This window comes from Saprospira sp. CCB-QB6, assembly GCF_028464065.1.
Taxonomy (GTDB): Bacteria; Bacteroidota; Bacteroidia; order Chitinophagales; family Saprospiraceae; genus Saprospira.
In genome coordinates this window covers 4,133,869-4,149,341 of the sequence record NZ_CP116808.1, presented here as the reverse complement: position 1 = coordinate 4,149,341, position 15,473 = coordinate 4,133,869, and the positions used below count along the sequence as shown (strand labels likewise).

14 protein-coding genes are annotated in these 15,473 nt (G+C 40.8%); 9 read left to right on the top strand and 5 right to left on the bottom strand.

Annotated elements, in window-relative coordinates; translation table 11 throughout:
* Positions 1–280: 280 nt before the first annotated feature.
* The 7 genes from PPO43_RS15880 to PPO43_RS15850 all read left to right on the top strand — a co-directional run bounded on the left by PPO43_RS15880 (position 281) and on the right by PPO43_RS15850 (position 8,209).
* The gene (locus tag PPO43_RS15880) at positions 281–850 is read left to right on the top strand and encodes a hypothetical protein (protein ID WP_272619595.1); all 570 of its coding nucleotides are present in this window, start codon (positions 281–283) and stop codon (positions 848–850) included.
* Positions 851–1,045: 195 nt separating this feature from the next.
* A complete protein-coding gene (locus PPO43_RS15875) occupies positions 1,046–1,987 on the top strand; it encodes a hypothetical protein (RefSeq protein WP_272619593.1) in 942 nt (313 codons plus the stop codon).
* 4 nt (positions 1,988–1,991) lie between these two features.
* On the top strand, positions 1,992–2,951 hold the full coding sequence (locus tag PPO43_RS15870; RefSeq protein ID WP_272619591.1) for a hypothetical protein: 960 nt from the start codon (positions 1,992–1,994) through the stop codon (positions 2,949–2,951).
* 38 nt (positions 2,952–2,989) lie between these two features.
* Positions 2,990–4,219, top strand: coding sequence for a hypothetical protein (locus PPO43_RS15865; RefSeq protein WP_272619589.1), 1,230 nt, complete (start codon positions 2,990–2,992; stop codon positions 4,217–4,219).
* 6 nt (positions 4,220–4,225) lie between these two features.
* Positions 4,226–5,098 carry a hypothetical protein gene (locus PPO43_RS15860; RefSeq protein ID WP_272619587.1) on the top strand — a complete coding sequence of 291 codons (873 nt, stop codon included), beginning with the start codon at positions 4,226–4,228 and terminating at the stop codon, positions 5,096–5,098.
* Positions 5,099–5,325: 227 nt separating this feature from the next.
* Positions 5,326–6,423 carry a hypothetical protein gene (locus PPO43_RS15855; protein WP_272619585.1) on the top strand — a complete coding sequence of 366 codons (1,098 nt, stop codon included), beginning with the start codon at positions 5,326–5,328 and terminating at the stop codon, positions 6,421–6,423.
* A gap of 628 nt (positions 6,424–7,051) precedes the next feature.
* Positions 7,052–8,209 carry a hypothetical protein gene (locus PPO43_RS15850; RefSeq protein ID WP_272619583.1) on the top strand — a complete coding sequence of 386 codons (1,158 nt, stop codon included), beginning with the start codon at positions 7,052–7,054 and terminating at the stop codon, positions 8,207–8,209.
* Between the two features lie 230 nt (positions 8,210–8,439).
* Here the strand turns inward: PPO43_RS15850 and PPO43_RS15845 are convergent, their stop codons facing one another.
* The 4 genes from PPO43_RS15845 to PPO43_RS15830 all read right to left on the bottom strand — a co-directional run bounded on the left by PPO43_RS15845 (position 8,440) and on the right by PPO43_RS15830 (position 11,742).
* Positions 8,440–9,129, bottom strand: a complete 690-nt coding sequence (locus tag PPO43_RS15845; RefSeq protein ID WP_272619581.1) for a class I SAM-dependent methyltransferase — start codon at positions 9,127–9,129, stop codon at positions 8,440–8,442.
* 109 nt (positions 9,130–9,238) lie between these two features.
* The gene (locus PPO43_RS15840) at positions 9,239–9,670 is read right to left on the bottom strand and encodes a DUF4476 domain-containing protein (RefSeq protein ID WP_272619579.1); all 432 of its coding nucleotides are present in this window, start codon (positions 9,668–9,670) and stop codon (positions 9,239–9,241) included.
* Positions 9,671–10,045: 375 nt separating this feature from the next.
* The gene (locus PPO43_RS15835) at positions 10,046–10,651 is read right to left on the bottom strand and encodes a sigma-70 family RNA polymerase sigma factor (RefSeq protein WP_272619577.1); all 606 of its coding nucleotides are present in this window, start codon (positions 10,649–10,651) and stop codon (positions 10,046–10,048) included.
* Entirely contained in the window at positions 10,648–11,742 is a 1,095-nt protein-coding gene (locus PPO43_RS15830) for a glycosyltransferase (RefSeq protein WP_272619575.1), read from the bottom strand. The genes PPO43_RS15835 and PPO43_RS15830 overlap by 4 nt, the downstream gene beginning before the upstream one ends.
* A 37-nt stretch (positions 11,743–11,779) precedes the next feature.
* Between PPO43_RS15830 and tgt the strand changes: the two genes are divergently transcribed.
* Entirely contained in the window at positions 11,780–12,910 is a 1,131-nt protein-coding gene (tgt, locus tag PPO43_RS15825) for a tRNA guanosine(34) transglycosylase Tgt (protein ID WP_442985464.1), read from the top strand.
* Between the two features lie 6 nt (positions 12,911–12,916).
* Entirely contained in the window at positions 12,917–14,002 is a 1,086-nt protein-coding gene (locus tag PPO43_RS15820) for an LptF/LptG family permease (RefSeq protein ID WP_272619572.1), read from the top strand.
* A 305-nt stretch (positions 14,003–14,307) separates the two neighbouring features.
* On the opposite strand, the gene PPO43_RS15815 is transcribed toward PPO43_RS15820, so the two are convergent.
* Entirely contained in the window at positions 14,308–15,465 is a 1,158-nt protein-coding gene (locus PPO43_RS15815; RefSeq protein ID WP_272619570.1) for an N-acetylmuramoyl-L-alanine amidase family protein, read from the bottom strand.
* Positions 15,466–15,473: the final 8 nt, after the last annotated feature.

Below are 15,473 nucleotides of genomic sequence, written 5' to 3'. Positions count from 1 at the left end.
CCCATAAATTTAAGTCTAGCTGTTCTTTTTTTTAATATCATTAGAATCTGGGCCTAGGCCTTTGGTCCAGCTCAGCCGTCACTCTGGTCCTCCTATTGGTCGTCGAACTGTGCCTTAAAGGGGGTATTGTCGCTGTTCGAAGGTTCCCATTATAAGAAGTAATTCAGTGACAGTTATCTTTGTTTTTATTGGATCTAAAAAAGAAGTGAGTTGTTATTTTTGTTGTTTTTTTTGCTGCGGGATAACTATATTCGTGAAGATCAATAGAACAAAAAGACAGATGAAAAATTTAGAGAGAGACTTGGCTTGGTTGAAAGCCGTCTTGGATTATCGTTTACAATGGGCTGTAAATCGCTATAGTCAAGAGCAAACAGTGACTTTGGCGCAACTTCCACCACCTTCTATTGTAGATGAGCGGGATAGCTACGGACAATTTATTATCAAGCATAATATTTCTATTGCTGAGCGTTTATTGCTCATCTTGAGTATTATTCCGCATGCTGAGCCTTTTTATTTGACTGAGGCGCTGGCACATTTAAAGGCGGCCACAAATGATTTGGAGACCAAAGTTCTTTTTGTGCGTTATGACACGCCTAAATTTTTAGAATTTGCGCTTTTTCGTGACCCCAATTTGGGCTATTATTTACCAACGGGCAATACTTTTTTGTATTTACTCTTTGGGCAAGATATAAAGAGTCGTTTGGCTTATAGCCATTTACTTAAAAATAGTCATCCTTTTTATCAGCAGAAGATTTTGCACAAACAGGCTTTGAAGGGAGCGGCAGTTTTTGGTAGTGAATTACTATTGGCCGATATTTCTTTTTATGAAAGTTTGTTGAACAATAAATAGTTGAAGAAAAGGGGGGGCATTTGGCCTAGCGATGTGCAGCAGTGGCCGTCAGGCCAGACCAAAGCGCATAGCGCTGAAGGGCCGAGCGAATAGCGAGCTGCGAAACGTAGCGCCGACGAGCGCAGCGAGGCGGAGGCCCCAAAAAAAAACTTAAATAAATAAACAGAAAGAAGTTATCCTCAAAAAAATATCCCCATGGCAAAGCAATTACAAAAACAGCAGGAGAAGCAGGGTTTAGGAGCAGTACAAGGACAAAAAAACAGCATTGAATCTACGGAGGCCGCTTATCCGATGAGTTATACGGCGGGTTATGAAAATGGCTATGAGGCTTATCCTCCTTTATATGGGGAGGGCGAACTGGCTGAAGTGGATCAAAAACCAAATTTTAAATTCCCTAAAGAGTTATTAGAAGAATATCGAGAAAAATATCCTTATTTTGTTAGTTATATCGAAAATAATATTAAAAATGATTTAATGAATAACGAACTGATTCTGGAGGCCTTGGAACGATTTTCAGGAGGAAATCTTACCCCAGAACAAGTTGAAAAGGATGCAACTTGGGGTGAAGGTAGTAGTCCGTTAATCGTTATTAGAGATATGACTGACGGGCAAAACGGGCAGTATGTACGAGGACATGGTTCGGGAGGAGAAGGTGTTTTTGAACAGGCTAACAGTGAACATTATATAGTGTTGGATGAAACTTTAATTATTGCATTTGAAGAAGAAATGTCAAAGCAAAATAAATCTACAGACCTTGGCAAAAAAGCAAGTTTACTAGTTATTATGAGTACATTTTGGGAGGAGTATGTTCATTATGGAGATGGTAGAGACGGTATAGACTATGATGAGGTTAATAATATCCCCAAAGAAAAAAATTTGGATTCAGAAGGAGATGGTTATGATGAATTTGACGAAGGAAATGCCGCAGAGTCCTATATCCTTGGAAATAGAGATATGATTTTAGGTAATACTATAACACCAATGGATAAAACATCTTTAATAGAAGCTGTTCAGACTTTATTTTCTGTAGAAAAAGGGAAATTATTTGAATTACAACCTGATGGTAGGGCTTTGCCAACAAAGGATGCACCAGAGCTGAAAAACCCCTCTATTATTCCAACCTTGCCAAAACGGTAGTTTAATGAAAGCAATAGCATTGATTTTAGCTGTTTTAAGTAGCTTAAGTTTTTTGCATGCTCAAGAAGATTTGGAAGACGAATTTGAGCATTATTTTTCTGAGCTTCAATGCAAAGGCTTAAGGGATGCAAAGCGGACTATGGAGGAAAAGATGTTGCAACAAATTATAGATGGAGCATCTTTAAAGCCCTTTTTATTGGCTAGAAAGAAAAATCTGGCTTATTTAAGTCTGCGCATCTTTGATCAAACCGCTTCTTTTGCTGCACTGCGCTTGTGCAGAGCTGGAAAGCCGCTCTCAGTAGCAAAAGATTTTCCAAGGAATATCAATGCAGCCCCTTTTTTTGATCTTATCATTTTAGAGCGGAAGAAAATTGGCAGTATAGAACAGCTAGCGTTGTTTTTTTGTAAAATGGACTGTAGTGCAGAAAAACCTCATCTGGCTAAATTTTATTTTGACACGCAAGGAGATACCCCCATTTTACTGGCAGAAAATATTTTTCCTCTGTCTGAAATAAACTTTGGAGATGAGCTACCTAAAATAAAGGCCAAAAGAGGCCAACAAATGGCTAGGGAGCTCAAAAAAAAGGATGAGTTTTTGTCCGCCATTTTTAAAAGTAGTCAATTTGTAGAGTTGGTGCGTAAAAGTCAAGATTTAGGCAAGACTAATTTGCGTCTTATTGATGATGAAGGGCAGTTCTTGGCTATAGGTAAAAGAGCAAAACAGGAAAATTTTACAATAATGGATACAATTCCATTAGATGCGAATATCAGGACAGATCATTTAGATATTTTCATTAGGAAAGCCCTTGGCCCCAAAAAACTTATTCGCATAGAGTTGTTTTTTTATGAAAATAGTTGCTTGCAAGGGCATAGGTTGTCTAATCCCTACATTTACAATTTCTATTTTAAAAAATTGGGAGCAAAACTAAAAGTTGTTGCTGTGGAGCAGGGTAGCGCTTCTTAAAATACAAAAATAAAAATCTAGCCTAGATTCAAGGACAGTTGGGCAATCTTCAGGAAGTTGTTCTTGGTGGAATTCAAGAGTTTTTAATTACAGCAGTATTCCAGGCCGGAATTGAATGGATTATCGGCTTGTTGACTCCAGCAGGTGCTTTTGTTAAGGCGGCCATGGCCATTATAGATATTGTCAAATTCTTTATCGAAAATGGCAGCCAAATTATGGCTTTAGTGCAATCTATCATTGACTCTTTAGCGGCTATTGCTGCAGGAGATGTAGGCTTTGTAGCACAGGCCGTAGAGGGGGCCATGGCAAGTACGGTCCCTATTTTAATCGACTTTTTAGCCTCTTTATTGGGAATTGATGGCCTATCAGATAAAGTACAAGAAATTGTAGGTTCTATTCGCAAACGCATTGATGATGCGATTACGGGCTTGATAGATAAGGCTAAAGCCTGGTTTAAAGGGAATGGGAAGGATAAGCGGAAAGAGGAAGAAGAAGAGGAAAAAGAAGTAGATGAAATTACCATCTCATTTACAATGAATGGAGAAGATCATACCTTGTTTATTCGTCAGGGCGAAATCCGTATGGCTTCTAAGCAGGCAAAAAATTTGCACCAAAAAATAAAGGACACAAAAGCCGCTTTAGAAACAGCAGGAATTACAACAAAGGATTTAACCAATGTAAATAGTCAATTTGAAGCGGTACTTCAGCATGCGAAAAAGAAGAATGCGCTAAATAAATTAAAAACTCGTGAGGATTGGATGCCTCTGGTAAAGAATTTAATTGCCTCCTTGGAGGATTTAGCAATTACAGATCCCACGTTTGTTGGTTTATTGGGCGATTTAGACGACTTATCAAAAGAAGCTGTTGAAGAAATAGTTGCTGAAAGACAAAAACAAATAGATGATAAGGTTTTAGCATTTGTAGATCCTAGCAGCTTTGTAAGCCTTGATAATAAGTTAGGACATACTTTGGTTATGGTGAGTGGAAGTTTGCAATGGGCAAAAACAACTTCTGCTAAAGTAGAGGAACGAGTAGCAATTTCGGCATCTGCTGCTAGCAAATTGGTGAGTAAGCAAAATGCACTTAATGTAGGAGGTGGAGATAATTTTAGAGGACGAGGACCTGCACCAAAAAGAGGGGGCATTGGAGGTACAGGAATGCAAATCAATCTAGAAGAAAAAACTGAAACAGCGACTTGGGAGGAGATAAGAAATAATGAGAATTTTGAAGGATATATCAATTACCATATTGATGTTGTCAAACCATAAAATAATATGATCAGCAAATACAAACTTACTGAAGAACTAAGTCTCAACTTTTTGGGCCTAGAAGAGCTGAATAATACAGACTTAGCCCAAAAAGATAAGTATCGTCTCCATTTTGAAGTACTGTTTCCAAAATTTGATATTACAGATCCTTATTATGTCGAACTATGGCGGCTAGATGCCTTTTTTAAAACTCAGCTCGAAAATATTCCGCCTGAAAAAAATCTATCTTTTGATAGACGCAATAAACATTATATCTACTTGACGAAGGAGGCTTTGTCTCTGGAGTTAATTGAACTCCTCATCCAACATTTGCTTGAAAAAATAAAAAGTTATCTTCCAAGCGTTTTTTTGCCCCAAGAATTAGAAGCAGAATACCTTTATCAAAGTCAACAAAAGATAAGGTTATACACTCCCGAAATGTTTTTTGAGCAACGAAACTTCTCTGTGAGAATTGATACCTTTATGAAGTATGATGAGGAATGCCTAGAAAATTATGCCTACCAAATTATGCGTGACTATATGGATCGAAGAGAGGCCGATGCAGAAATTGAAGATATTGAAAATGACCCGAATAAGCCCGAAATAAAAAATATTAGCGCTAGAGTACACTTTTTAGTAAGAAAGCAGCCTTCTTTTATCGTTAAGTTTAATTTTTTTCCAGAGCAAACCGCCTTAAACAACCAAGAAGACTTAATCAATCCCTTGGATCCCTCAATGATTAGGCCCAGACTCTTTCAGCTTAAAAAATTTGTTCTGGGCAAAACATTTAATCAAGAAGAAATTAGTCGCTGGCTAAGTCGAATAGTCAGAAATGGTACAGAAGCAATTCCTCCCGAAATTTATGGGGAAAGTCTACAGGATGTTTTTGATATAACATAAGTCTTAAATCCTTTATTTGGGCCCTTAAAACGGGAGAATGGTTAATTGAAAATGGATATACAATACCTGTAAAAAAAATAAGAAAGAGAAAAGTCAAACTGTACAGTATCTTTAGAGGTGGCTTCGATCATTTACTCAATTTCTTAGCTATTCCGAGAGAAATTCGGCTTTTGTCCTGTACTTAAAGCTGAATTAACTAGATCGATAACCCGGGCAATACATTGATAATGATTAAACTTGTCAAAACGATAAGGAGTCTAGAAAGTACAATTAATGGAAATCTTTTTTTTTCAAAGAGAAATGAATTACTAAGCTGGTCTGATGAAGGAACAATTTGTCTCTATGCTTTAGAAGATGGAAGACAAAAACTAATTAAACAACATCATACGCCTGTTACACAGGCTTTTGTATGGAAAGAACAATTTATTGTTTCTATTGCCTATGATGGACAAATTAACGTTTGGGACAGAAAGACATTTTCTAACTACAAATTATTAGAAAATGTAAACAGAAGCTTTTTGGGGGCTCAAGCTTGGGATGAACAACGAATTATAGCATGGGATGCGGAGGGCGACATATCTATTTGGGAGGTAGAAAATGAGCGAGAAATTTCTATACTGGAGCAAGCCGTTATGGATTATTATAGGAATTCAGCGCAGCCGCCTTTTTTGCTTTGGCAAAAATATGACTGGCTTGTAAGTTGGGGAAGTATTGAGCTAGATTTTTGGAATTATTTGAGCGGCGCAGTAAAAATTAGTCTATGGGAAGAAAATTTTAATATAGAAGGAGCTTGTTTATTGAATGAAGACGAACTACTTAGTTGGGGAACTGCCTTAAGAATTTGGTCACCCAAAGGAGTTTTAAAACGAGAACTGAAGGGAAATAAAAAACCAATTCGTTTTGCCTTAGTTTTAGAGGAGGAAACAATTATTGCTTGGGATAATCAGCATAGAATTTATGTTTGGACTAATTTTTTGCTCACTCTTTGCTTTGAGCAACACAAAAGTCTGCTTCTTCATGTTTGGCCGATCAATGATGAACTTTTATTATCGAAATCTATAGATGGACAGCATATTATCTGGGACAAAAAAACGGGAGATATAAAAAATAGTCTTCAGGGCTTTTCTAATGAAGGTTGCCTGCTCAATACATCCTTTTACCTTAGTTATCAGGCTAATTCGATCATGATTTGGAATCTAAAAACGGGCGAAGATTTTATTTTGGAGAATGCACATGAGACGAATATTCAAGAACTCCTTCCATTGGACCAAAATCGATTTTTGTCCTGCGCCAAAGATGCAGAGAGAAAAATTTGGGAATGCTAATTTTTGGAGCCTCCGCCTCGCTACGCTCGTCGGCGGTTACTCCCTACGGTCGTCGAACTGCGAACTAAAGTTCTTGTTGTCGTTTACTTCGTCGAACTGGCGCCTCTTTGAGGCTGGTTGTCGCAGCTCGCTGCTGTTTTGGGGCCTCCGCCTCGCTGCGCTCGTCGGCGCTACGTTTCGCAGCTCGCTATTCGCTCGGCCCTGCGCAAAAAAACAAGTTTTTTGCTGGGTCTGGCCTGCGGCCACTGCTGCACATCGCTAGGCCGCACAACTTTAGTTTTTTCTCTGGTCTTTTTTCTTCGGCCCTCAAATCCCCCTTTCAAATAGCGGCTTTCAATTAGCAATTGGGTTAAAAACAACAGAATTTTTTCTGCTGCATTTTATGAGCCGATGGTTTTAACCATCGGCTCATTTTTTTGGATGTAGAACGGCCATCTTTTTTGCTGTGGGTTTTAATCCACTGGTCTGTAAAAAAACAAAACAACAACCGCCAAATGAGCCGAGGTTTGAAACCCCCAGCTTATTTTTTTGTATTTAGCAGAGCTTTCTTTTTGCTGTGGCGATCCCAAAAGAGCAAGGAGAAAACCGTAATTTGAAAAGCAGAATAAAATTAAAGACAAAAATAATAATGATACACCTAATTACCTGGGATTCTGGCTACCTAGACTATGTAGAGAACAAAGCTTTAGTGACGCAATTTTTGGAAGAAAAAGATCCTTCTAAACATTTAGCTTATGCTAAGCAGTTACTACATGAGTATCCGAATGATATTTTTTCATTTGGTTTTGTTGCGGCTAGGGCCATTACCTTAGATAGTAGTGGGCGCAATTTTAATAACCCCTTACATTCTTTATGGACGGAAATAAGAAAGAAATCCATAGCAATTTTAAATGCCCCTCCAATGCAATGCCCCTTGGAATATTCATTTCCAGACTATAAACTAGCTTCTTGGGTTTTATTTGTTACAGCTGTTCCTGCAGATCTTAAAATTTGTTTACAACTTCTGCAAACTTATGGCAATAAGGACTCCTCACTAGGAGCAGAAATAAAAGGGACTATCTATGAGTTAAACAAAAAAGTCTGGCTTCTAGATGAAGAAACCCAAAAAATGCATTTGGATTTTTTAGTGAAAGAACTAGCCACATATCCCGAAGATAATGATCGTGCAATCAAAGAGCTGCTGCTTTTTGCTGAAGAAGAGCACTGGAATAACTATTTGTTAGCGGTGAAATCAGGGAAAATCGTTAATATGCGCTTAGCAGAAGAACTCTTTTACGGCCTTTTGTACTCGCCCATAGAGAAGCGAAATAAAAAAACTCGAGAACTGGTCCAAAACTTTTTAAAAGGAAAGCAACAAGACGAACCTTGGTCTTTCTTCTTGCAACAACTAACAAAATCTGATCTGGAAATATTAGAAGAGGTAATTTTAGCCCATGATGAATTTGATCAACTTTTGTTTAGTCAAGATGATAATCAATGGGCCGATTTCTTAAAGGAGTATTTTTTTCGACTCCAAAACAGACTACTATTCAAAGATTTTTATCAAGGAAAAGAGCCTCATAGAGTTAAATATATTCTTGACCGATTAGGCGAATATATTTTTGAAGAAAGCATAGCATTAAATGCTCATATACATTATATGCTGTTGTTACAATCTCTCTTTAGTAAAGAGGATGAGTTTCTACAGGAAAAAATGAAACAGGCTATACCTGCTTGGACAGAGAACTACGGCGAACAGTGTTTTCCCATCAATGCAGCAGAAATATTAGAAATTTTGGAGCGCTGAAGTTAGATTTTACTTTTTTTGGGGGTACTCCTTTCAGCCGTCGAACTGCAGACAATAAAAAATTAAATTAAAGGATAGAAGTGGCAGGGCTTTTATTTGGCCTTAGCCGCACAACCTTAGTTGTTTTCATGGCTCTTAAATCCCCTTTCAATTAGTGGCTTTTAAATAGCAAGAGGGAGAAAAATCATAAAGATTTTTCTCCCTCTTTTTTGTAGTTGAAACAGACAACGCTATTTAGCTTTAATTACATATTGATAAGGCAGGAGTTCTTCTTTTAGCTCAAAATTGACAAAGCCTGCAGCCTTAAGCTCTTCTAATACTTGTTCTTTCTTGATTTTATGGTCCATGGCAGGACCAATAGGCAGTTCCTTTTTAAAAAAGTCTATAATGAGGAGCTGCCCACCTTCTTTTAGGCCTCTTTTTACAGCCTTAAAGTAGGCAACGCGATCTTCAATATGTTGATATGTATTGCTAATAAAGACCCAATCTACTTCTTGAGCACTAATTTTTGGCGAGTTATAAGGTAGAAGTCGGAGCTCAATATTTTCAATTTTATCTTGAACAATGCGTTTGTGTAAATAATTCTGAAAACCAGTGTCTACATCTGCTGCAATAACTTGAGCGCCAGCAGCAGCAAATTTTACAGAAAAGTAGCCAGAACCAGCACCAATGTCCATAATTTTTTTGCCCGATAGCTCGCCCATATAAGCCAGCACTTTGCTGGGTTGTTGATACTCATCTCGTTCTTTAGACTCGTAGATTTGGACCAATTCTTCAATAGAGGCTTTATGCATCTCTAACTGAATATCTCCTCGAAGGTTTTTGTTTTCTTGGGGATTTGTTTGCATGTCTGTTTGTTCTATTTCTGAGGGAGAACAGGCGCCAATAAAAAGGAGTAGCGCCAAACTTAGTTTTTTCATAGTTTAGTTGTTGTTGTTGGCGCAAGATAAGGAAGTTGCTTTGTTTTTCTGTGATTGAATTTTAGGGTAGAACAAAAAAGGATCTACCTCTTAGGTAGATCCTTTTTTGCTAGTGGTTGTAGCACCATTCTACAAATTCTTTGCGGTCAATACTGCTTGTGAATACATCTTGAAGGTCTACATAATTGTCTATGTCATAAGTGTAGCTATAGGCAAAATGGAGAAAATCTTCTCGATCAAAGGAGCTAGACCAAAGTGTAACCAGTTGTCTAATTTGGGAGACGGTATAGCAACCTTCTCGGGGCATTTGTGCTTTCGCGACATCCATACGGTCGAAGCTACTACTGTAGCTGGCTAAATTTTGTCGAGTTCTTTGGAATTGATTGTTCGTGATTGGGGCATTGCAGCCTAGTCTTCCGGTATAGCCTGGTACGGGGCCGCCCAAAACCACACCGCCGCCATTACCAATAGCAGAGGGATCAACAACAATACAAGAGGCCATAAGGAGGCAAAGGCTGAAAAAAGTAATAAAAATTCGCATGAGCGTTAAGTAGTTTTATAATGATAAGTTCAAAAGTTAAGGTCAATCTGCGGCTCCATTTTCCAAGAGTGTGCCAAAAATAGAAGCATTTTTTTGAGTAGATAGAAAATTGGGCTAAAGAAATCAACTATTTTTTGGTCCAGAGAGGGCGGCGGAGCCGCCCTTGGCCGTAGGCCAAATGGCCCAGCGATGCGACAGGGTGGCGCGCAGCGCCAGACCGAGCCAGCAAAGCTGGCGAAGGGCCGAGCAGACCTGCGAGCCCCGCAGCCTAGCGGCGGCCGCCCCGCTATAAAGGGCGGCCGCGGGCCCCAGGGCAATAAAAAAACCGTCTTGCTCGGCAGGCGAGAAAGACGGTTGTCGCTTAGTAAAGCTTGTTTATAAACCTCTTTGGGCTTTTGCATTTTTAAGAATATCGTAGAGTAGCTCCTTTGCTCGAAAAAGTTGAGCTTTGACGGTGCCCAGGGGCATATCGAGTCGCTCGGCGATTTCTTGGTAAGAAAGTTCTTCAAAGTAACGCAGCTCAATCATTTGGCGATATTTATCGCTCATGCGCTCCATCAGTTCCTGCATAATGCGTCGGCGCTGCTGTCGGATGAAGCGCTCCTCTGGGTCCAGCAAATCGGCTTTTAGGCTGTTGCTATAGTCGGCACCTCCTTCATCGGAAACGGGCTCATCGATAGAGAGCATTTTCATTCTTTTCTTTCGGATAAAGTCGATACAGTTATTGCTGGCAATTTTGAAGAGCCAAGTACTAAAGGCATAGCTAGGGCTATAGCTTTCTAGTCGGCGGAAAGCTTTGCCAAAGGCTTCGATGGTTAAATCTTCGGCATCATCTTTATTTCGGACCATTTTGAGCATCATGTGAAAGATGGAGTTGCGGTAGCGGTCCATCAGTTGGGCATAAGCCATTTGGTCATTTTCTTCTACAGCGAGGGTTACCAGGCGGTAATCTTCGGCTGCTCTATCGGATAGTTTTTTCATTTCCAGTAGCTGGGCTTTTTTCGCAAAAATTGGAGTGCCATAAAGGGGTAATAGAGGAGGGCGAATAGTTCGGCCCAAAAAAGTTGGCCCCATAAATCATCTTGCTCTAAGGTAAGCAAAGTTTTTTGCCAAACCCTATAAAAAATTAAAATTCTAATTGGCCAAAGGATGGCTAGATAGGGAAATGGCCCCAAGCAGAGGGCGAGGGCGCAAAAAGGCAGGCCGAGGAAGCTAGCCGACCAAAAAGCGAGCATCCATTTAGTCGTATTTTGGTAAAACTCGCTGCTACTGTAGTGTCTGCGTTTTTGGCGAAAGAGCGATCGCCAAGTTTTTTTGGGGGCTGAATAAACAAAGGCTTGGGGATCGAGGCAGTTATGGATGGGGAAGTTTTGGGCAGCAGAGACCAAAATATCATCATCGCCAGAGGGGGTATTTATGCTAGCGACTAGGGCAGGGGTTGCCGCTTCAAAGACTTTTTTGTGGTAGAGTAAATTTCGGCCCACCCCCATATAGGCTTGATTATAGTGAGCGGCCGAAAAGTATTGGAGGGCGACTAGAGCGGTTTCGTAGCGGATCCAGCTATTGAGCCAAGTTTTTTCGGATAGGTAGGGGCCAAAGCCCAAAACGAGGCCCGGGCTATTTTCGGGGCGGGCTTGCATCATTTTTTTGGCCCAAAGGGGGGAGGCGGGTTGGCCGTCGGCATCGGTCAATAAAATCCAGTCGTATTTAGTTTGAGGGATAGCCCAAAGCAATGCTTCTTTTTTGCCCAAATATTTTTTTCCACGATAAAAAAGAGGGCGAAGTTTAGGGTTTTCTTGGGCCAATTGGGCCAAAATAGCTGGACTTTGGTCGCTAGAGTCGTCATCTACCCAAACAAGCTCGTAGATTGGATAATCTTGGGCTAAAAGTTTCCGTAAATTTTTCTGTAAATTAGCGCCCTCATTACGCGCCAGTACGACAATACTCAAGGGCGGCAGTGTATTGCTGTCTGTTTTTTGAGGCGCTTTGGCCCATTGATAAAAGCGATAGGCAAAGCCCATTTGGAGCCCAAAAAAAATGAAAGTCAAAGCAAAAAGCGCGATCCACATCATTAAAAAACTTAATTGCATGCCCGAGCTGCATACAGAAATGAAATTTGAGCTAGAACATAGCGATCCGCAGAGTCAGGCCCGCGTAGGGACACTACAAACAGCGCATGGCCAGATTCCCACCCCGATTTTTATGCCCGTGGGGACAATCGGAACCGTAAAAGGAGTTCATCAAAAAGAGTTGAGCGAAGATATTAAAGCCAAAATTATTTTGGGCAATACCTATCACCTTTATCTGCGTCCAGGGACCGAACTGCTCGAAAAAGCGGGGGGATTGCATCAATTTATGAATTGGCAAGGTCCTATTTTGACCGATAGCGGGGGATTTCAGGTTTTTTCATTGGCCCACCGCCGAAAAATCAAAGAAGAAGGAGCTACTTTCGCTTCTCATATTGATGGAAGCAAACATTTGTTTAGCCCAGAAGGTGTGATGGATATTCAGCGTTCTATTGGGGCCGATATCATTATGGCCTTTGACGAATGTACGCCTTATCCCTGCGATTATCGCTACGCCAAAAAGTCAATGGAGCTTACACATCGCTGGCTCAAGCGCTGTTATACTCGCTTTAAGGAAACAGAACCTAAATATGGTTATCCGCAGTCGCTTTTCCCAATTGTACAGGGAAGTGTATATAAGGACTTGCGCCTAAAATCTGCCGAAACTGTGGCCCAATATGCCGATTTGGGGATTGCCATTGGTGGACTCTCGGTGGGAGAGCCCAAAGAAGAAATGTATGCCATGACGGATTTGGTCTGTAGCCAATTGCCAACGGATAAACCCCGTTATCTCATGGGCGTGGGAACTCCCGCCAATATTTTGGAGTGTATTGCTTTGGGCGTGGATATGTTTGATTGTGTGATGCCTACTCGAAATGCTCGTCATGGTTTGATTTTTACCCGCAAAGGAAAACTCAATATCAAAAATAAAAAGTGGAAGGACGATTTCTCTCCTATTGATGAGGATGCGCCTAATCCCACTAGCCAACAACATACAAAAGCTTATTTGCGTCACCTCTTTACCGTCAATGAACTTTTGGGGATGCAAATTGCTACCTTGCACAACCTCAGCTTTTATCTGGAGCTGGTCCGAGAAGCCCGTGAACGCATCTTAGATGGAAGTTTCCGCGCTTGGAAAGACGAATTGGTGCCTATTTTAGAGCAAAAACGCTAGCCTTTTATGCTAAAAATTATTGATCGCTACATCCTTTTTCGCTATCTCGCCACTTTTTTCTTTATCATTCTATTGATGGGCATGCTCACGGTAGTTATTGATTTTTCAGAAAAGGTGGATAGCTTAGCCAATGGCCCAAAATGGACCGAGGTGGTCTTTGACTACTATCTCAATTTTGTGCCCTATATCAGTAGCATGCTTTTTCCACTTTATGCCCTGATTGCGGTCATTTATTTTTGCTCCCGCCTAGCCGCCAATTCTGAAATTATTGCCATTATTGGTAATGGAATTAGCTTTTGGCGGCTGTTGCGGCCTTTTATGATGGGCGCCGCTATTATTGCAGGCTTTCACCTCTATGCCAACCACTTTATTTTTCCAGAACTCAATAAGGACCGTACTCGCTTCGAAAACACCTATATCCGGAAAAATAACTTTGATGGCCCAAAGGATAATATTCACCTTTTTGTGAGCCCACAAGAAGAAATTTATATCCAACATTATAATCGAAAAGATAGTACAGGACGCAATTTTGCCCTGATCCGCTATGATAGTAATGGCGTAGATCGCCCTTATACACTAGAGGCGAACCGCATCAAATTAGTTGAATATCCCAATAAATGGGAGTTGATTAACTATCACGCTCGCTATGTTGATGGCTTACAAGAGGCTATTGTTAAAGGAGCTAAAATGGATACTCTGTTGCCCCTAAATGCAGGCGATTTGGCCCGACGAAAAAACCTTAAAGATGCCATGAATAGCCGAGAAATCTTGGCTTATATCGAACAGGAAAAAGCCAAAGGTTTGGGCAGTACCACAGTTTTTGAAGTCGAATATCATCGCCGCTCCGCCGACCCCTTCAGCATTTTAATTCTTACACTCATTGGGGTGTCTATTGCGGCCCGAAAAACCCGAGGTGGAATGGGCATGCATATCGTTATGGGGATGCTGGTCTGTGCGCTCTATATTTTTATGTCTAAGTTTTCTATGACCTTTTCTACTCATGGTGGGCTCTCCCCACTTTTGGGCGTTTGGACGCCCAATATCATTTTTACTTTTGTAGCATTTTATCTAGTCGGTAAGGCGCAGAAATAGTTTGTTTTTTTTGGGCCTCTTGCCTAAGGCAGGCGGTTACTCCCTACGGTCGTCGAACTGCGAACTAAAGTTCTTGTTGTGGCCGCTCAACCGCATTTTTACTTTTGGCCCTTTTGCCCCTTTTTTCTTTGGTCCTAAAAAGGCCCGAAGGGCCGCTGGCTGAGGGATGGATAGCAGTGGCCGTAGGCCAGACCCAGTTTTTTTGAGCGCAGCGAAAAAAACGCAGGGCCGAGCGATCAGCGAGCTGCGACACAGCCCGACCTGAACGAAGTGAAGGGCAGCCCCAAAAAATAAAAAAACAAGGCTTAATAATCTTTCATCAAGCCTTCGGCTAGCCAATCGGCCAGAGCTTGGCGGTTGGCGGGCAGCAAAATGCGTTTTTGGTCTTTGGGGTTTTGAATATTGCCAACTTCAATAAAAACGGGAGTGGGAATAACTTCTCGAAGCATGTGTAAATCACGAGCTTTCACGGTGCCTTTATATTCTCCAGAGGCTCGATGTTGTTGATATTTTCCGCGAATATGTTGATGCAAACGGCGGGCGAGTTCTCTGCCGCGCAGACTTTCGGGATAATGATAGAAAAACAAATCGATGCGTTGTTTTTTAGAGCGGGAATCGACGTGAATTTCTACTAAGCGTTGATAATAGAGTCCTTTTCGCAAATTTTCTCGATACAATTCATTGATGATATCAGAGCGTTGGCTTAAGCGTTCACTTTGTCCTTTTGGAATAGTTTCGCTGGGCCAACAGCGTTCATCTTCATCTTTGGGTAAATATTCCAATTGTCGAATTCCATCATTGGCATCACGAACAATGAGGTAGACCAAAGCGCCATGTGATAGTAATTCACGGGCCAATCGCAAAGTAATATCATAAGCATATTCGTCCTCGCAAATGGGTTTTCCTTTATAAGTAGCCACAGCACCGGGGTCGGGCCCGCCATGTCCAGAAACCAAATAATAGACGGCTCCGGCTAATTTTTTATCCTTTAAAGGGACATCGGCAAATTCTTTCCCAAAAATGGAAAAATGTCGGCCTTTGGGAATATGTTCTTCTAAGTTAACTGCGCAAGCTTTTAGGTGGTGGGGGTACCAAAGAGGAGCATTTTTAGTTTTGAAGCTTGTTTTTAGTCGAAAAAGCTCCATACTTTCATTGTAGCGTTCAATTTGTTTGGCCCTTTGCCAGCTTGAAATTCCGACCGTAGAGCGGATAGATTTTCCATTATATTTATATTCTAAAATGGGGAGTTTATAATTTTTGCCCACCATCAAGTAATCAGTTTCTTTGAGTTTATTGAGCTGGCAAAACTTTTTGAGGTTGCAAGGGCTGCGATCCAAGCCATAGCGGCCTAAAAGGACCAGAATACCATCGCCTCTTTTGGCGGTCACACTCAGATAAGATTGAGCATTTAGTGGAAGTAGATGAAGCAGAATAAGAAAAAGAGAGGCGAAAAATAATTTCATAATGAAGG